Source organism: Streptomyces sp. GC420, from assembly GCF_009916105.1.
Taxonomy (GTDB): Bacteria; Actinomycetota; Actinomycetes; order Streptomycetales; family Streptomycetaceae; genus Streptomyces.
The window spans coordinates 1-16678 of record NZ_JAAAXQ010000166.1 but is presented as its reverse complement, the minus strand read 5'-3'; the positions used below and the strand labels follow the sequence as shown (position 1 = coordinate 16678).

Genomic DNA, 16678 nt, shown 5'->3' with positions numbered 1-16678 from the left:
ACGTCCAGCCCACGCCCACGCCCCCGCCCGTGCCTCAGACCGGCGCACAGCCGCATCCGCCGCGCATCGACCGGGTCCGCGCCGAGCTGGACGAACTGAGCGACTTCCTGCGCAACGAGGGCGGCCGACCCGACGACTCCCGGGGTGAGAGCCGGTGACCGGAAGGATCGTCGCGGGGCGCTACGAGCTGGCGACGCTCCTCGGTCAGGGAGGCATGGGCCAGGTCTGGACCGCCTACGACCGGCGGCTCGACCGCCGCGTGGCCGTGAAGCTGCTGCGCCCCGACCGCGTCGCCGGTTCGGCGGACGCCGACGAGATGCGCCGCCGCTTCGTGCGCGAGTGCCGGGTCACCGCCCAGGTCGACCACCCGGGCCTGGTCACCGTCCACGACGCGGGCAGCGACGACGAGGACCTCTACCTCGTCATGCAGTACGTCGAGGGTTCCGACCTCGCCGACCACCTCGCCGAGCACGACCCGTACCCCTGGCAGTGGACGGTGGCGATAGCCGCGCAGCTGTGCGCGGTGCTGTCCGCGGTGCACGCCGTGCCGATCGTCCACCGCGACCTCAAGCCGCGGAACATCATGGTCAAGCCCGACGGATCGGTCGTCGTGCTCGACCTCGGCGTCGCCCACGTCATGGACACCGACACCACCCGCCTCACCCACACCGGCTCGCCCATCGGCAGCCCTGCCTACATGGCGCCCGAGCAGGCGATGGGCGGCGCCGTCGGCCCGTACACCGACCTGTACGCCCTCGGCGTCCTGATGCACGAATTCCTCAGCGGCAGCGTGCCGTTCGCCGGGTCCACCGCGCTCGGTGTCCTGCACCGGCACCTGTACGAGCCGCCGCTGCCCGTGCGCCAAGTGCGCCCCGAGGTCCCCGAACCCCTTGAAGGGCTCGTCCTCCGGCTGCTCAACAAGGACCCCGAGCACCGGCCGAGCAGCGCGCAGGAGGTGTACGACGCGCTGTCGCCGCTGCTGCCCGGCCGCGGAGTGCACCTGGGCGGACCGCTCGACCCGACGCGCCCCTTCCTGCGCCCGCACGCTCCCTGGCCCAACCGCGCCGTCACCCCGCCCTCCTCCGCCGTCGTGCAGCCCGAACCGGCCGCCGCCCGCTCCGACGTCGCGGACGCGGTCGACGAGGTCAAGCGGCTGCTCGGGGAGGGCCGCATCACCCAGGCCGTGGACATCCTGGGCGGCATACTCCCCGCCGCGGCCGCCAAGCACGGCGAGCACTCGCCCGTGGTACGGACCCTGCGCAAGCAGTACGCCGCGACGCTGATGGACGACGGCCAGTACCGCCGCGCCCTGCCGGAGCTGCGCCGTCTCGCCGACGAGCGGGCCGCCGAGTCGGGGCCCGCCGACCCGCAGGCGCTGCAGTTCCGCTACGAGGCCGCCCAGTGCCTGGAGCAGCTGGGCGAACCCGCCGCCGCGCTCGCCGAGTACCGCGCGCTGCTGCCGTACTTCGAGAACCAGTACGCCACCACCGACCGCGAGCTGCCGCTGGAGGTACGGCGCCGCATCGGCCACCTCCTGCTGGCCCTCGGCGACCGGCCCGCCGCCCACGAGACGCTGGCCAGGCTGCTGTACGACGCCGACCAACTGCACGGGCCCGGGCATCCCTTCAACGGGGAGATCCGCCGCACCCTGCACTGGCTGGGGCAGATGCCGGGCTGAGCGCGGGCCCCGGGCCGGGCCGCGGCCCCGGCCGGTGACGCGCGACCGCGCCCGGCCGGTGACGCCCGGCCGTGCCACCCGTGCCTACGGTGCCGCCCGCGGGCATCCCGGTCGTGAATCATCGGCCGGAACAGTGGCTACGGCAGCTCCGACTGCATAACATCGATCACCGCAAGGTCAGCAAAGCCGATCGATCCGCAGCGCCGCACGATCAATGCCGGGAGGCTCCTTTGCACCGCCGTCGCACCGCGCTCTCCGTCTCCGCCGTCCTGCTGCTGGCCGGCCCCCTGCTGACCGCCTGCGGCAGCGAGGCACATCCCGGCGCGGCGGCCGTCGTCGGTGAGGACCGGATCGAGGTGTCCGCCCTCCAGGCGCAGGTGCGCGACGTCCGGGAGGCGCAGAGCCGTTCCGAGCAGGCGTCCCAGCTGATCGAGAACACCGGTACGCTGAGCCGCGCCAAGCTCAGCACGATGATCTTCGACCGGGTGCTGGAGCGCGCCGCGGCAGACGCGGGCGTGACCATCAGCAAGGCCGAGGTGCAACAGGCCCGCGAGGCGATGGCCGGGCAGTACGGCGGTGCACGCCAGATGGAGCAGGTGCTCCTCCAGCAGAACGGCATCGCCCCCAGCCAGATCGAGGCGGCGGTGAGGGAGCAGGTCACCGTGCAGAAGCTGGCCGCCGCACTCCGGGCCGACCTCGGCACCCAGGACGGGCAGAACGCGGTCGGCAAGGCACTCACCGCCGCGTCCGAGGCGCTCGGTGTGGACGTCAACCCGCGCTACGGCACCTGGGACGACAAGAAGATCCAGCTGGGCGAGTACAAGGCCCCGTGGCTGAGCGAGATCACCAAGGAAGCCCGGATCCAGCAGCAGGCCGGCGCCTGACGCAGCCCGCGCCGCCTGTCCGCCCGCGCCGCCTGTCCGCCCGCGCCGCCCGTCCGCGGCGCGCCGCCCGTCCGCGGCGCACCGCCCGTCCGTGGCGCACCGCCTCTCCGGGGTGCGCCGTCCGTCCCCCGGCCGGCCCGCGGGACTGTCGTACGTCCGGAGTACTTTCGACACGTGAACGCATCAGTGGATCCCGTCGAGTCCCCCGGCCGTATCGTCCTGCTCACCACCAGCCACCGGGTGGCGCCCGGGCTGCTGTCCTGGTCGGCCTGGCAGACGCTGCACGCCGCCGACCGGGTGCTGTGCGCCGACGCGGAGCACCCGCAGCTGCCGTACCTGCGCGAGGCGGGGATCGCCGCCGAGCTCACCACCGGGGGCGCCCCCGTGGACGCCCAGGCACTCGTCGACGCCTGCGCGGGCGGCCGCACGGTCGTCGTCCTCGCCACCGGCGAGGGCGACCAGCCGCTCACCGACGGGCTGGCCCGCATGGCCGGCTCGGGCCGTGTCCGGATGCCCGACCTCGAACTGCTCCCCGGCTCCTACGACCTCCCCGGCGCCCGCCTCCTCGACCTCGTCCAGGTCATGGACCGCATCCGCGCCGAATGCCCGTGGTCCTCCACCCAGACCCACCGGGGCCTGGCCAAGTACGGCATCGAGGAGGCGTACGAACTCGTCGAGGCCATCGAGGCGGGAGACCGTGAGGAACTCCGCGAGGAACTGGGCGACGTACTGCTCCAGGTCGTCTTCCACGCCCGGATCGCCCAGGAGGACCCGGACGCCCCCTTCTCCATCGACGACGTCGCGGGCACGATCGTCGACAAGCTAGTCCACCGCCACCCCCACGTCTTCGGCGAGGACACCGCGCACACCCCCGAGGACGTCAAGGAGCACTGGCTGCGCACGAAGGCCGTGGAGAAGCAGCGCGACTCCGTGACCGAGGGCGTCCCGCTCGGCCAGCCCGCCCTCGCTCTCGCCGCCAAGCTCTCCTCCCGCGTGCGCACCGCCGGCCTCGACGTCCCCCTCCCCGAGGGCGCGGGCATCGGATACGAACTGCTCGCCCTGGCCGCCCGAGCCGAGGCCGGGGGCACGGACCCGGAGACGGCCCTTCGCGCGGCGGCCCGCACCTACCGCGACGCGATCCTGGCCGCGGAGGGCATCGCCGGATAGGCGCGGAGAGCGGAGCCGGACCGGCACGTGGGCGCGTCGCCGACCGGAGTGGCGCCGCCCGCCCCTGGCCGTCGCCGTCGTGGTGAGGGCGGCCCGCTCCGGGGCCGGGCCGTCCCGTTACCGTCGGGGTATGCACGACCAGCCGTCCCGCACCTCCCCGCACATGCCGGAACTCTTCACCTGGGAGTTCGCCGCCGATCCCTACCCCGCGTACGCCTGGCTGCGGGAGCACTCGCCGGTGCACCGCACCAGGCTGCCCAGCGGGGTGGAGGCATGGCTGGTGACCCGCTACGGGGACGCCCGCCAGGCCCTCGCGGACCTGCGGCTGAGCAAGAACCCGGCGCACCACGACGAGCCGGCGCACGCCAAGGGGAAGACGGGTATCCCGGGGGAGCGCAAGGCGGAGCTGATGACGCATCTGCTGAACATCGACCCGCCGGACCACACCCGGCTGCGCCGGCTGGTGTCGAAGGCGTTCACCCCGCGCCGGGTCGCCGAGTTCGCGCCGCGCGTGCGGGAACTGACGGACCGGCTCATCGACGGCTTCCAGGAGAGGGGCAGCGCGGACCTCATCCACGAGTTCGCGTTCCCGCTCCCCATCTACGCCATCTGCGACATGCTCGGCGTACCCCGCGAGGACCAGGACGACTTCCGGGACTGGGCGGGCATGATGCTGCGGCACACGAAGGCCGGTCAGGGGGGCGGCCCGCGCGGCGGCGTTGCGCGCTCGGTGAAGATGATGCGCGCGTACCTGGCCGAGCTGATCCACCGCAAGCGGGAGAACCCGGGCGAGGACCTGATCTCGGGGCTGATCCGGGCCAGTGACCACGGCGAGCACCTCACGGAGAACGAGGCGGCCGCCATGGCCTTCATCCTTCTCTTCGCCGGCTTCGAGACGACCGTGAACCTGATCGGCAACGGGGTGTACGCGCTGCTGCGCAACCCCGTGCAGCGCCGGCTGCTCCAGACGTCGCTCGACGCGGGCGAGTCGGACCTGCTCGCCACGGCCGTCGAGGAACTGCTGCGCTACGACGGGCCGGTGGAGCTGGCGACCTGGCGGTTCGCCACCGAACCGCTGACGCTGGGCGGGCAGCGCATCGCGGCGGGGGACCCCGTACTCGTCGTCCTCGCCGCTGCGGACCGGGACCCGGAGCGGTTCCAAGAGCCCGACACGCTCGATCTGGCGCGCCGCGACAACCAGCACCTGGGGTACGGGCACGGAATCCACTACTGCCTGGGGGCGCCGCTGGCGCGCCTGGAGGGGCAGACCGCGCTGGCCACCCTGCTGCGGCGGCTGCCGGATCTCCGACTCGCGGTGGATCCTGCCGATTTGCGCTGGCGCGGTGGGCTCATCATGCGTGGATTGCGCACGCTTCCGGTGGAGTTCTCCCCCACTGCTCCGCCCTCAAAAGATGATGAAGCGTCAAGTATGTGACCTTCACGTGATCTTCGCTACTCCGACTTGTGACCCGCGATCCGGACCGACTACGTTTCACCCGCAGTCCCAGTGGTCACACCGAAAGGCCGTCACATGCTTTCCGGGAACGGTCGGCACCGCCGCCCTCGCCAGGCGCCCGCTCTCGTCGTCGCCGCGGGGGTGACCGGCTCGGCCATCGCCATCCCCCTGCTGGGCGCGGGTGCCGCGTCCGCCGCCGACGGCGCGACCTGGGACAAGGTCGCGCAGTGCGAGAGCGACGGCGTGTGGAGCGCGGACACCGGCAACGGCTTCTACGGCGGCCTTCAGCTCACCCAGGAGATGTGGGAGCAGTACGGCGGCCTGGACTACGCGCCGCGCCCCGACCTCGCCAGCCGCACGAGCCAGATCGCCGTCGCCGAGAAGGTGCTCGCGGCCGAGGGCGCCGAGGCCGCATGGCCCTCCTGCGGGACCGTCGCGGGCCTGGGTCAGGCCGCCGGTTCCTCGGGCGCGGGGTCCGGTCTGCCGAACTCCGGGCGGTCGGGAGCGGACGGGGCCGCCGAGTCCTCGGACGGCGGCAGTGGCAGTGGCAGTGACGGTAGTGACGCGAACGGCAGTGGCAGCGGCGGCGCCGGCGATGCGGACGCCGGTGAGGACTCCGCCGACGCGGACGCGTCCGACGGGCAGGAGTCCGGCGACGGGGCCGGACAGAAGGACGCATCCGGCGAATCCGGAAAGTCGGACGAAGTGCCTGAAGATGGAGCTTCTCGGGGCACAGGGAAGCATCGCGGCAACTCGGCCTCCGAGGATGATGTTGCGGCGAATGCGGACAACAGCCTTGAAGCCACCGGTCGTCATGCCTCCCGCGGTGACGCGTACTTCGTGCGCGTCACGTCCGGCGAGGGCTCCGCGCCCGCCGCGGAGGGCGAATACGAGGTGCGTGGCGGCGACACCCTCGTGACGATCGCCGACGCTCATGGGCTGGACGGCGGCTGGACCGCCCTCTACGAGGAGAACGAGCAGGTCGTCGGCGCCGATCCGGATGTGCTGCTGCCGGGCCTGGTGCTGGAGCTCGGTGCGGAGGAATCGGAGAAGTAGGGCGAAATCGGGGGGAGTTCGAGGGGGAATGTCCGCTTTGGTTTGAGTGAGACATGAATCTCATCGGGCCAACGGGCCTCCCTCGCCCGCCGGGTGCCGCCCAGGGGCTCCCCACCTGCGGAAACATGGACAACCCGGGCTGACCGAAGGGTGATTTGCCCCTGATGTGACCCTTTGAAGGAACGGCTGCCCTGTGCTTAACGTCTGAGCCGCTCGCCATCGCGGGCCCCGAAGGCCGCCACGCCGAATCCTGCCGGCGGTCCGAGGGAACAGTCGTCGCTGTGCAGCGCCGTAGGCAGGAGCGGGGGACCCAAGGTAAGTGCCGGGCCCGGCCGTCGACACCCGTGAGGGTGAGGGCGGAAGGAACCGGCTCGGGGTGAAGCCGCGCAGTTCGCGCGGCCGGGCAACTCTCTCGGCCCGAACCCGACAGCTCACCTCGCAGGCGTCGGTGAGGGGATCTCTTCATGCTGTTTTCCGGCAAGGGCAAGCACCGTCGTCCCGTCGTCACCACCCATCGGGCCTCCCGGCTCGTCGCCATGGCCGGCGTCACCGGCGCCGCCGTCGCCGCCCCGCTGATCGCGTCCGGCAGCGCCTCCGCCGCCACCGCGGCCGAGTGGGACAAGGTCGCCCAGTGCGAGTCCGGCGGCAACTGGTCCATCAACACCGGCAACGGCTACTACGGCGGTCTGCAGTTCTCCGCCTCCACCTGGGCCGCGTACGGCGGCACCCAGTACGCCGCCACCGCCGACAAGGCCGGCAAGTCCCAGCAGATAGCCATCGCGGAGAAGGTCCTCGCGGGCCAGGGCAAGGGTGCCTGGCCGGTCTGCGGCGTCGGCCTGTCCAACGCCGCCTACAACGGTGGTGCGGCCGAGGCCCCCGCCGCTCCCCGGCGGGCCGCTCCCCAGCAGGCCGCGCCCGAGCAGGAGGCTCCCCGGCAGGCCGCGCCCGCGCAGGGCGCCGAGGAGCGCGCCAGCCGTTCCGCCGAGCGCGGCACGGTGAAGAAGGGCAACGGCGAGTACAAGGTCAAGTCCGGCGACACCCTCTCCCGGATCGCCGAGGCCGAGAAGGTCAAGGGCGGCTGGAAGAAGCTGTTCGACCTGAACAAGGACATCATCGACGACGCCGATGTCATCTACCCGGGCCAGAAGCTCCACCTGGCCTGACGGCCCACCGGGCCGTCCGGCGGTCCTTCCCCCATGACCCCGGGCCGGCGCGCCACCCCCGTACGCGCCGGCCCGGGGTTCCCCTCGCTCCCCCGACGGTCCGGGCCGGGTCGCTCACGCGGCCCGCCCGCCCTCCTTCTCCGTCGTCCCGCTCGTGCCTCCGGCTCCCTTCCGCTACGTTGTCCCGTGGTCTTTGTTTCGAACAGAAACAATTGGCTCTCGGTTTGTCCAGGAGCCGGGCGGTCGGGCGGTCCGGACGCCCGCGCCGGTTAGGCTCTTGCCGCAAGACCGATCGCGACCCTGCGCGTACCCGCGTCACATCCCATGAAGGAGATGCTCGTGCCGTCCATCGACGTCGTCGTAGCCCGGGAAATCCTCGACTCCCGGGGCAACCCCACGGTCGAGGTCGAGGTCGGCCTCGACGACGGCAGCACCGGCCGTGCTGCCGTTCCCTCCGGCGCCTCCACGGGTGCCTTCGAGGCCCTCGAACTCCGTGACGGTGACAAGGCCCGCTACGGCGGCAAGGGCGTGGAGAAGGCCGTCCTCGCCGTCATCGAGCAGATCGGCCCGGAGCTCGTCGGGTACGACGCCACCGAGCAGCGCCTGATCGACCAGGCGATGTTCGACCTCGACGCCACCCCCGACAAGTCCTCGCTCGGCGCCAACGCCATCCTGGGCGTCTCGCTGGCCGTCGCCCACGCCGCCTCCGAGGCCTCCGACCTGCCGCTCTTCCGCTACCTCGGCGGACCGAACGCGCACGTCCTGCCGGTCCCGATGATGAACATCCTGAACGGCGGCTCGCACGCCGACTCCAACGTGGACATCCAGGAGTTCATGATCGCGCCCATCGGCGCGGAGTCCTTCTCCGAGGCCCTGCGCTGGGGCGCCGAGGTCTACCACACCCTCAAGGGCGTCCTGAAGGAGCGCGGCCTGTCCACCGGCCTCGGCGACGAGGGCGGCTTCGCCCCGAACCTCGACTCCAACCGCGAGGCCCTGGACCTGATCCTCGAGGCCGTCAAGAAGGCCGGCTACCAGCCGGGCCAGGACATCGCCCTCGCGCTCGACGTGGCCGCCACCGAGTTCCACAAGGACGGCGTCTACACGTTCGAGGGCAAGGAGCGCACCGCCGCCGAGATGACCGCGTACTACGCCGAGCTCGTCGAGGCGTACCCGCTGGTCTCCATCGAGGACCCGCTGAACGAGGAGGACTGGGAGGGCTGGAAGACCATCACCGACCAGCTCGGCGACAAGGTCCAGCTCGTCGGGGACGACCTGTTCGTCACCAACCCCGAGCGCCTCGCCCGCGGTATCGAGGAGGGCTCCGCCAACGCCCTTCTGGTCAAGGTCAACCAGATCGGCTCGCTGACCGAGACCCTGGACGCCGTGGAGCTGGCCCAGCGCAACGGCTTCAAGTGCATGATGTCCCACCGCTCCGGCGAGACCGAGGACGTCACCATCGCCGACCTGGCCGTCGCCACCAACTGCGGCCAGATCAAGACCGGTGCCCCGGCCCGCTCCGAGCGCGTCGCCAAGTACAACCAGCTGCTGCGCATCGAGGAGATCCTCGACGACGCCGCGGTGTACGCCGGCCGCAGCGCCTTCCCGCGCTTCAAGGGCTGACGCCCCGGTAGTTGCCTACGTCCCCGGCCGCGGTCCCGTACCGTGTCCGGGGACGTACGTACGTAAGGGGCAGGAGGCGGTCATGAGTGCGGACCGGGAGCGGTTCTCCACCGCGACCAGGCTGAAGGCACTCGGCGAGCAGACCGCGGCCCGCGTCTACCGGGTGCAGTCCCGCCGTGTGATCCGCCGGGGCCAGGGCCGTCTCACCGGACGCGCCGCCCTCCTCGCGCTCGTCGTCTGCACCCTCGTCGTCGCCCTCGCCTACCCGATGCGCCAGTGGGTCTCGCAGCGCTCCGACATCGAGGAGCAGCGGCGCAGGGCCGAACAGGCGCGGGAGCGGGTCGAGGAGCTGCGCGACGCGAAGGCGCGCTGGCAGGACCCGGCGTACGTCGAGCAGCAGGCCCGCGAGCACCTGCACTACGTCAGGCCGGGCGAGACCGGCTACACCGTGGTGGGCCCCGCCGCGGACCAGGGCCGCACCGACGACCGGGACGGGGCCGGCCGCCCCTGGTACGAGAACCTGTGGGAAGACGTCGACGAGGCGGACCGCCCCGCCGAATGAGCCCGGCACAAAGGTCCCCGCGCAACGAGCACCACCCGACCGGCCACACCGAGTGGCGCACACCCCGACGAGAGCACGAACGGCACGAAGGCAGGCATGGAAGCCCCACCCCCTACGACCCCGCACACCCCGCCGACCGAGGCGGACATCGCCGCGTTCGAGGCGCAGCTCGGCCGCCCGCCGCGCGGTCTGCGCGCCATCGCGCACCGCTGCCCCTGCGGCAACCCCGACGTGGTCGAGACGGCGCCCCGGCTGCCCGACGGCACGCCCTTCCCGACGCTCTACTACCTGACCTGCCCGCGCGCCGCCTCCGCGATCGGCACCCTCGAGGCCGAGGGCGTCATGAAGGAGATGACGGCCCGCCTGGAGAGCGACCCCGAGCTGGCCGCCGCCTACCGCGCCGCGCACGAGGACTACATCCGGCGGCGGGACGCCATCGAGGTGCTGGAGGGCTTCCCCAGCGCCGGCGGTATGCCGGACCGGGTCAAGTGCCTGCACGTCCTGGTCGGGCACTCGCTCGCGGCGGGACCGGGCGTCAACCCCCTCGGCGACGAGGCCATCGCCATGCTGCCCGAGTGGTGGCGCAAGGGCCCGTGCGTGACGCCGTGCGCGGACGCCGGAGAACCGGAGGAGGAGCCGGCGGGGGAGCCGGACGGGAACGGCAACACGGAAGCGGGGAACGCGAAATGACCAGGGTCGCCGCCGTCGACTGCGGCACCAACTCGATCCGCCTCCTCGTCGCCGACGCCGACCCGGCCACCGGCGAACTCTTCGACCTCGACCGCCGTATGACCATCGTGCGGCTCGGCCAGGGCGTGGACCGCACCGGGCGGCTGGCGCCCGAGGCGCTGGCGCGCACCTTCGCCGCCTGCCGGGAGTACGCCGCGGCGGTCGAGGAACACGGCGCGGAGAGGCTGCGCTTCGTGGCGACCTCGGCCTCACGGGACGCGGAGAACCGGGACGAGTTCGTACGGGGTGTGGTGGACATCCTCGGCGTCGAGCCCGAGGTGATCACGGGCGACCAGGAGGCGGAGTTCTCCTTCACCGGCGCGACCAGGGAACTGACCGGCCGCACGGACCTGGACCAGCCCTTCCTGGTCGTGGACATCGGCGGCGGTTCCACGGAGTTCGTCGTGGGCGACGACCGGGTGCGCGCGGCCCGCTCGGTGGACGTGGGCTGCGTCCGCATGACCGAGCGCCACCTGGTGCGCGAGGGCATGGTGACCGACCCGCCGACCCCCGCCCAGATCAGCGCCATACGGGCCGACATCGACGCGGCGCTCGACCTCGCCGAGCGGTCGGTGCCCCTGCGCGAGGCCCGCACGCTCGTCGGACTCGCCGGGTCGGTGACGACGGTGGCGGCGATCGCGCTCGGCCTGAAGGAGTACGACTGGGCGGCGATCCACCACTCCCGCATCCCCGTCGAGAAGGTCAGGGAGATCACCGGGGACCTCCTGGCCTCGACGCACCGGCAGCGCGCCGCGATCCCCGTGATGCACCCGGGCCGCGTGGACGTCATCGCGGCGGGCTCCCTGGTCCTGCTGGCGATCATGGAGCGGATCGGCGCCCGGGAGGTCGTCGTCAGCGAACACGACATCCTCGACGGCATCGCCTGGTCCGTCGCCTGACCCGCTCCGGGCCGGCCAGGACCGGGAGGTCCGGCCGGCCCGCCCCTCAGATATTGCGGTGGACGTCGCGTCGGCCGCCGACGACGACGAGGATGACGAACTCGCCGTCCTCGATCCGGTAGGCGACGCGGTAGTTGCCGACCCGGAGCCGATAGAGGCCCGACGGGCCCGTGAGTTTCTTGGTGCCGGCGTCTTCACGGTACGGATCGTCGCCGAGTTCGGTCAGCGCGGCCAGGATCCGCATGGCGGCGGGACGATCGATGGCCCGGAGCTGCCGTTGTGCCGCCGCCGTGAACCGGAACGCGTACTTCACGCCGACTCTTCGGTGCCTTCGGCGAACAGGTCCGCCAGCAGCTCCGCCATGGTCACGGTCGGGCCGCCCTCGGCGAGGACCGCTTCCGCCCCGCGGGCGAGCAATACGTCGGCCGCTTCCTCCAGCGCCTCGAAGTCCTCGATGGGGACCACGGCGGCCACCGGTACGCCGTTGCGGGTGATTACCGTGGGCGTGCCCTGCTCGGCCCGGTTGATGTGATCCGCGAGGTGCGCGCGGGCGTCGGCCAGGTCCCCGAGGCCGAGCCGTTCGGTGAACTCGGCGTAGAACTGCTTCTCCAGGGCGCCCACGGCCATGTACTCGCCGTCGGCGGTCTCATAGGTGCCGTAGAAGGGGCAGGCGCCGTCGAGCAGGTTGGAGCCGCGCCGGTCCTGCCAGCCGCCGGCCGCCATCATGCCGTGGATCATCGCCGTGAGGTGGGCGGTGCCGTCCACGATGGCCGCGTCGACGACCTGGCCCTCGCCGGTGGCGCGGGCGTGCTGGAGGCCGGCGAGCACGCCGATGACGAGGTAGAGCGAGCCTCCGGCGTAGTCGCCGAGGAGGTTGGCGGGGACGGCCGGGGCCTCCTCCGGGCGGCCGATCATGCCGAGGGCTCCGGTGACGGCGATGTACGAGATGTCGTGGCCTGCGCGCTGCGCGAGCGGGCCGTCCTGGCCCCAGCCGGTCATCCGGCCGTAGACCAGACGGGGGTTGCGGGCCAGGCAGTCCCCGGGGCCGACGCCGAGCCGTTCGGCGACTTGGGGGCGGTAGCCCTCGATGAGGATGTCGGCGCGCTCGGCGAGCGCGAGCACGGCGGCGGCCCCCCGGCCGTCCTCGGCCTTGAGGTCGACGAGCACGGAACGCTTGTTGCGGTTGGTGACGTCGTACGCCGGGTCGATGGCCAGGCCCGCGCCGCCCGGCCGGTCGACGCGCACGACGTCGGCGCCGAGGTCGGCGAGCAGCATGGCGGCGAAGGGGCCGGGGCCGATCCCGGCCAGCTCGACCACCCGTACGCCGGCCAGCGGGCCGCTTGGTGTCTCCGCCATCAAGTCCTCATCACTGTGACACTACCGCTGTAACACTCATGATGTTAAGAACGTGTTCCACCGCGCACAAGCCCTGGCCGCCCGGTGCGGCCGGCCGGCGGGTGGCCGCCCCCGCGCGCGACCGGACCGGCGGGTGCCCGCTGGGCGGCGGGTGACGCGTGACGGGGATCACGGACCACGGACGTCACCGCTTCCGGCTTTCGTCGCGGCTGCATCCCTTTCAAGCTAGCCTCAGCGACCGGCAACGGCGCGAGAGCCGCGAGAGCAAGGGCTGAGAGGCTTCCATGGGGCGGCAGGACCGGCAGGACCGGCAGGACGGACCCGGGCGGGCTTATGACATCGTGCTCTTCGGTGCCACCGGTTTCGTGGGCAGGCTCACCGCGGAGTACCTCGCGGCGCACGCCCCCGCGGACTGCCGCTGGGCGATCGCGGGACGCAGCACCGCCAAGCTGGAGCGGCTTCGCGAGGAACTGACCGCGATTGATCCGGACTGCGCGGGGCTGCCCATCGTCAGGGCCGATGTGGACGATCCGGACTCCCTGCGCGAGCTGGCCCTCTCCACCCGGGTGGTGGCGACCACCGTCGGCCCGTACATCCTGTACGGGCAGGAACTCGTCGCCGCCTGCGCCGAGGCGGGAACGGACTACGCGGATCTGTCCGGTGAGCCCGAGTTCGCGGACCTGATGTACCTCAAGCACGACGCGAGGGCCCGCGAGACCGGCGCCCGGCTGGTCCACGCCTGCGGATTCGACTCCGTACCGCACGACCTGGGCGTGTACTTCACGGTGGGCCGGCTGCCGAAGGGAGTGCCCCTGAGGGTGGACGGCTATGTGCGTACCCACGCGATGTTCTCCGGCGGGACCTTCGCCTCGGCGCTGACCGCGATGTCACGCGGCCGCCGGGCGGCGGCCACCGCGAAGGCGCGCCGCCTGAACGAGCCGCGGCTGGTCGGCCGCCGGGCACGCGCGCCGCTGGGCGCGGTCCGGCACGCCTCGGAGGTGGGCGCCTGGGCGGTGCCGCTGCCCACGGTGGACCCCCAGGTCGTACGCCGCTCCGCCGCGGCGCTGGACCGTTACGGCCCGGACTTCCGCTACCGGCACTACGCGGCGGTGAAGTGGCTCCCGGTCGCGGCCGGCGGCATCGCGGCGGTCGGAGCGGTCTACGCGCTGGCGCAGCTGCCCGCCGGGCGGCGCTGGCTGTCCGACCGCATCAGGCCGGGCGAGGGGCCGGGCGAGGAGCGGCGCGAGGACAGCTGGTTCACGGTGCGCTTCGTGGGCGAGGGCGGCGGGCGGCGGGTGTTCACCGAGGTGTCGGGCGGCGATCCGGGTTACGGCGAGACCGCGAAGATGCTCGCCGAGTCCGCCCTCTGCCTGGCCTTCGACGAACTGCCCGCGACGGCGGGCCAGGTCACGACGGCGGTCGCGATGGGCGACGCCCTGCTGGAGCGGCTGCGGGCGGCGGGCATGCGCTTCCGGGTGGTCGCGGAGCGCTGAGCCGCCCGGTGGCGCGCCGACCGGCTATGTGCCGCCCGGTGATGTGCCGGCCGGTTGCCCGGCAGACCGCGTTCGGGCCGACGGGGCGGCGGGGGCGTACGCCCTGCGCGCGAAGCCGGTCGGTGCGGTGGCGTACGGCGTCGGCACGGCCGAGGCCGTGCGCGGTGCGGCGGTGACGCCCGGTGGTCAGCTCGCCGTCGCCCAGGCGACGATCGTCCAGACCATCGAGGCCACCCACCCGGCACCGGCCAGCACGGCGAGGATCAGGAAGACGCTCACCCCCCGCTCGACCGCGGGCACGGGCTCGGGCCTGGGGGCGGCGTGCCGACCGGTGCCCGTCGCCGTCCGGGCCTGCTGCGTCATCCGCATCGTGCGGGGCATCTGCGTCGTCTGCGTCATGGGAGAAAGCCTGCCGACGACAGCCGTCGCCGGACATCCGTTCGCGTACTCGGTTGTGCGACCCAGCAGCCTGAGTACCTCCGCCCATGTACCCACCCGGTCACCGGAGCCGGAGCGGCCTCACTCGCCGCTGCCCGGGTCGGGCGCCACGACTCCTATCCGGCCGGGGCCGGGCCGCTGGGATCCTGGGTGGCGGACGTGGCCTCCTTCAGGGCCCGGCGGCACAGCGCGTCCGCGTGCCGGGTGGTCTCGGGCTGGCGGTAACGGGGCGCGAGGGCGAGGGTGTGGGCGCAGGCGTTGTCCAGGCTCACGCGGTGGCCCACGGAGACGAAGACGGGTTTGACGCCCCGCCGGGTGCGCAGGGCGCGGCCGACCTCCTCGGCGCCGTCCAGCAGGGGCGCGAAGTCACCGCGCTCCGGGCCGGGTTCGCCATGGCGGAAGGTGAACGGGTTCTTGGCGACGCCGATGACGGGCAGTCCGGTGAGTACGCCGAGGTGGGAGGCCATCCCGAAGCGGCGGGGATGGGCGAGGCCGTAACCGTCGCACACGACGAGGCCGGGAGTGGTGGTGAGGCCTTCGAGGGCGGCGAGGGCCGCGGGGACCTCGCGGAAGGCGAGCAGCCCCGGCACGTACGGGAAGGAGACCGGGCCGACGGCGGTGGACTCCTCCACGACGGACAGGGTCCTGGCGTCCAGCAGGACGGCCGCCCCGGCGACGACGTCCCGTTCGTCGTCGTACGCCACGTCCACACCGGCGACGGTGCCGCACGCCCCGGGGGGCGGGCCCTCCTCACCGAGCACCACCGAGCCGCGCAACTCGTCCTGCACGGCGCGCGCCTCGGCTTCTGTGGCGGGCCAGTCCCTCGGTGTCCTCACGTTCCTCATGGTGCGCCCAACCTACCGGCCCCGTGCGGTCGCCCCGACCGGATTCCGGCCGCCCCGTGGCCCGGGGCGGCCGGCCGGACCCGTACGAATCGCGGGCCGGGCGCGCTCAGCGCTCCAGCCGTGCGACGCGCCCCTGCTCGCCCGACGCCCAGCAGCCGCCGTCCGGGGCGCAGTCGACCGTGTCGAACGACCCGGTGCCGACGGTGGTCCACGTGCGGCCGGCGTCGAGGGTGAGGTCCGTGCCGGTCGGGCCGACGGCGAGGGCCGCGCTGCGGGAGTGCGGCAGCCACGTCACGCCCGAGCGGTAGGCGGGCGGCGGCTGTCCGGCGGGGGTCCAGGTGCGGCCGCCGTCACGGGTCCGTGCGGCGGCGTCCGGGGACTCCTCGCCGGGGCGGTAGTCGCCTCCGACCGCGAGGCCGTGTGCACTGTCGCGGAACGCCAGGCCGAAGACGCCTCTGGCCGGGTCGCCCGCCGGGACGGTGGAGACGGTGGCCGTCCAGGTACGGCCCCGGTCACCGGAGTGCAGCACGCGGGCGGTCGCGGCGCCGCCCGTCGCCAGCCACACGTCGCGCGGCCCCGAGCTGACCAGGCACTGCCCGCTCGCCGCGAACCCGGCCTCGCCCGGCTGCGCCTCGGGCATCCCGGCGCTGGGCAGCACCTCCCAGCTCCGGCCGCCGTCGTCCGTCGACAGAATCCGGAACCTGCCCTCGACCGGGTCGCTCACGGCGAGGCCGTGCCGCCGGTCGAAGAAGGTGACGCAGTCGTAGAAGGCACGGGGATCGGTGTTGCGGAACGACTCGGTCCATGCCCTGCCGCCGTCCTCGGTGCGGTAGACGCGGGAAGCCTCTCCCTCCCCGATGGACAGGATCACGGCCCGCCCGGCGTCGAAGGCCTCGATGTCCCGGAACTGGAGTCCCTCCTCCGCCGCGCCGGGCGGCGAGACGTCGTCCCAGGTGCGGCCGCCGTCCGTCGTGCGCAGCACGGTGCCGGCGGAGCCCGACACCCAGGCGGTGTCGCGGCCGACCGCGGACAGGCCGCGGAACCTGGCCTCGCTGCCACTGTCCTTGAGCGCCCACCCCGGTCGTGCACCGCCACCGGCATCCGCGTGCGCCGGTCCGGCTCCCAGGACGGCGGCGAGCGCCGCCCCGCACAGCCCCGCCGACATCATCCGTCTCGTCTTCCCCGATGCCCTCATGGGCCGGAAGCTAGACGAGTCATTCCGAATGCTGACGGTGCGTCCGGGAACGCAGACAGGGTGTCCAAGGTCGTTCTGTGACAAGCGACCTGGACACCCTGCTCACCGCACTGTACGTGAAGATCGACGACGAGATC

General features: G+C 73.0%; 16 protein-coding genes and 1 riboswitch. Of the genes, 11 read left to right on the top strand and 5 right to left on the bottom strand.

Annotation, left to right across the window (positions count from 1 at the left end; translation table 11 throughout):
- The first annotated feature begins 154 nt into the window (after positions 1-154).
- From GUY61_RS20740 to GUY61_RS20695, 10 genes are all read left to right on the top strand, one after another.
- Complete coding sequence (locus GUY61_RS20740) at positions 155-1678, top strand: protein kinase domain-containing protein (protein ID WP_313896762.1); 1524 nt, start codon at positions 155-157, stop codon at positions 1676-1678.
- Positions 1679-1908: 230 nt separating this feature from the next.
- Positions 1909-2562, top strand: coding sequence for a SurA N-terminal domain-containing protein (locus GUY61_RS20735; protein WP_166631714.1), 654 nt, complete (start codon positions 1909-1911; stop codon positions 2560-2562).
- A gap of 174 nt (positions 2563-2736) precedes the next feature.
- Positions 2737-3729, top strand: a complete 993-nt coding sequence (locus GUY61_RS20730) for a nucleoside triphosphate pyrophosphohydrolase (protein ID WP_166631713.1) — start codon at positions 2737-2739, stop codon at positions 3727-3729.
- Between the two features lie 130 nt (positions 3730-3859).
- Entirely contained in the window at positions 3860-5164 is a 1305-nt protein-coding gene (locus GUY61_RS20725; protein ID WP_166631712.1) for a cytochrome P450, read from the top strand.
- A 96-nt stretch (positions 5165-5260) separates the two neighbouring features.
- Positions 5261-6241: a transglycosylase family protein gene (locus tag GUY61_RS20720; RefSeq protein ID WP_166631711.1), complete on the top strand. Its 981-nt coding sequence runs from the start codon at positions 5261-5263 to the stop codon at positions 6239-6241.
- 277 nt (positions 6242-6518) lie between these two features.
- A riboswitch (cyclic di-AMP (ydaO/yuaA leader) is annotated at positions 6519-6701 on the top strand.
- A gap of 4 nt (positions 6702-6705) precedes the next feature.
- Positions 6706-7404: a transglycosylase family protein gene (locus GUY61_RS20715; protein WP_166631710.1), complete on the top strand. Its 699-nt coding sequence runs from the start codon at positions 6706-6708 to the stop codon at positions 7402-7404.
- Positions 7405-7743: 339 nt separating this feature from the next.
- Positions 7744-9024, top strand: coding sequence for a phosphopyruvate hydratase (eno, locus tag GUY61_RS20710; RefSeq protein WP_166631709.1), 1281 nt, complete (start codon positions 7744-7746; stop codon positions 9022-9024).
- A gap of 82 nt (positions 9025-9106) precedes the next feature.
- The gene (locus GUY61_RS20705; protein ID WP_166631708.1) at positions 9107-9586 is read left to right on the top strand and encodes a septum formation initiator family protein; all 480 of its coding nucleotides are present in this window, start codon (positions 9107-9109) and stop codon (positions 9584-9586) included.
- Between the two features lie 96 nt (positions 9587-9682).
- Positions 9683-10276, top strand: a complete 594-nt coding sequence (locus tag GUY61_RS20700; RefSeq protein ID WP_166631707.1) for a DUF501 domain-containing protein — start codon at positions 9683-9685, stop codon at positions 10274-10276.
- Positions 10273-11214 (top strand): Ppx/GppA phosphatase family protein, encoded by a 942-nt coding sequence (locus GUY61_RS20695; RefSeq protein ID WP_166631706.1) that lies wholly within the window; start codon positions 10273-10275, stop codon positions 11212-11214. Before GUY61_RS20700 ends, GUY61_RS20695 begins: the two co-directional genes overlap by 4 nt.
- A gap of 46 nt (positions 11215-11260) precedes the next feature.
- Here the strand turns inward: GUY61_RS20695 and GUY61_RS20690 are convergent, their stop codons facing one another.
- Together GUY61_RS20690 and GUY61_RS20685 are read right to left on the bottom strand one after the other, a co-directional pair.
- Positions 11261-11527, bottom strand: coding sequence for a type II toxin-antitoxin system RelE/ParE family toxin (locus GUY61_RS20690; RefSeq protein WP_166631705.1), 267 nt, complete (start codon positions 11525-11527; stop codon positions 11261-11263).
- Positions 11524-12570, bottom strand: coding sequence for a CaiB/BaiF CoA-transferase family protein (locus GUY61_RS20685; RefSeq protein WP_166631704.1), 1047 nt, complete (start codon positions 12568-12570; stop codon positions 11524-11526). The genes GUY61_RS20690 and GUY61_RS20685 overlap by 4 nt, the downstream gene beginning before the upstream one ends.
- 284 nt (positions 12571-12854) lie before the next feature.
- Here GUY61_RS20685 and GUY61_RS20680 point away from each other — a divergent pair, with 284 nt between their 5' ends.
- Positions 12855-14063 carry a trans-acting enoyl reductase family protein gene (locus GUY61_RS20680; protein ID WP_166631703.1) on the top strand — a complete coding sequence of 403 codons (1209 nt, stop codon included), beginning with the start codon at positions 12855-12857 and terminating at the stop codon, positions 14061-14063.
- 186 nt (positions 14064-14249) lie between these two features.
- Here the strand turns inward: GUY61_RS20680 and mmpA are convergent, their stop codons facing one another.
- From mmpA to GUY61_RS20665, 3 genes are all read right to left on the bottom strand, one after another.
- Positions 14250-14462, bottom strand: a complete 213-nt coding sequence (gene mmpA, locus GUY61_RS20675; RefSeq protein WP_166631700.1) for a morphogenic membrane protein MmpA — start codon at positions 14460-14462, stop codon at positions 14250-14252.
- Between the two features lie 155 nt (positions 14463-14617).
- Positions 14618-15346, bottom strand: coding sequence for an endonuclease V (locus tag GUY61_RS20670; protein ID WP_166631702.1), 729 nt, complete (start codon positions 15344-15346; stop codon positions 14618-14620).
- A 106-nt stretch (positions 15347-15452) separates the two neighbouring features.
- Positions 15453-16541, bottom strand: a complete 1089-nt coding sequence (locus GUY61_RS20665; RefSeq protein ID WP_166631701.1) for an oxidoreductase — start codon at positions 16539-16541, stop codon at positions 15453-15455.
- Between the last annotated feature and the right edge of the window lie 137 nt (positions 16542-16678).

Bases quoted from the DNA above. Each gene is read 5' to 3' on its own strand.
- GUY61_RS20725 (WP_166631712.1), top strand. From the start codon at position 3,860: ATGCACGACCAGCCGTCCCGCACCTCCCCGCACATGCCGGAACTCTTC.
- GUY61_RS20720 (WP_166631711.1), top strand. From the start codon at position 5,261: ATGCTTTCCGGGAACGGTCGGCACCGCCGCCCTCGCCAGGCGCCCGCT.
- GUY61_RS20715 (WP_166631710.1), top strand. From the start codon at position 6,706: ATGCTGTTTTCCGGCAAGGGCAAGCACCGTCGTCCCGTCGTCACCACC.
- GUY61_RS20705 (WP_166631708.1), top strand. From the start codon at position 9,107: ATGAGTGCGGACCGGGAGCGGTTCTCCACCGCGACCAGGCTGAAGGCA.
- GUY61_RS20700 (WP_166631707.1), top strand. From the start codon at position 9,683: ATGGAAGCCCCACCCCCTACGACCCCGCACACCCCGCCGACCGAGGCG.
- GUY61_RS20695 (WP_166631706.1), top strand. From the start codon at position 10,273: ATGACCAGGGTCGCCGCCGTCGACTGCGGCACCAACTCGATCCGCCTC.
- GUY61_RS20685 (WP_166631704.1), bottom strand. From the start codon at position 12,570: ATGGCGGAGACACCAAGCGGCCCGCTGGCCGGCGTACGGGTGGTCGAG.
- GUY61_RS20680 (WP_166631703.1), top strand. From the start codon at position 12,855: ATGGGGCGGCAGGACCGGCAGGACCGGCAGGACGGACCCGGGCGGGCT.
- mmpA (WP_166631700.1), bottom strand. From the start codon at position 14,462: ATGACGCAGACGACGCAGATGCCCCGCACGATGCGGATGACGCAGCAG.
- GUY61_RS20670 (WP_166631702.1), bottom strand. From the start codon at position 15,346: ATGAGGAACGTGAGGACACCGAGGGACTGGCCCGCCACAGAAGCCGAG.
- GUY61_RS20665 (WP_166631701.1), bottom strand. From the start codon at position 16,541: ATGAGGGCATCGGGGAAGACGAGACGGATGATGTCGGCGGGGCTGTGC.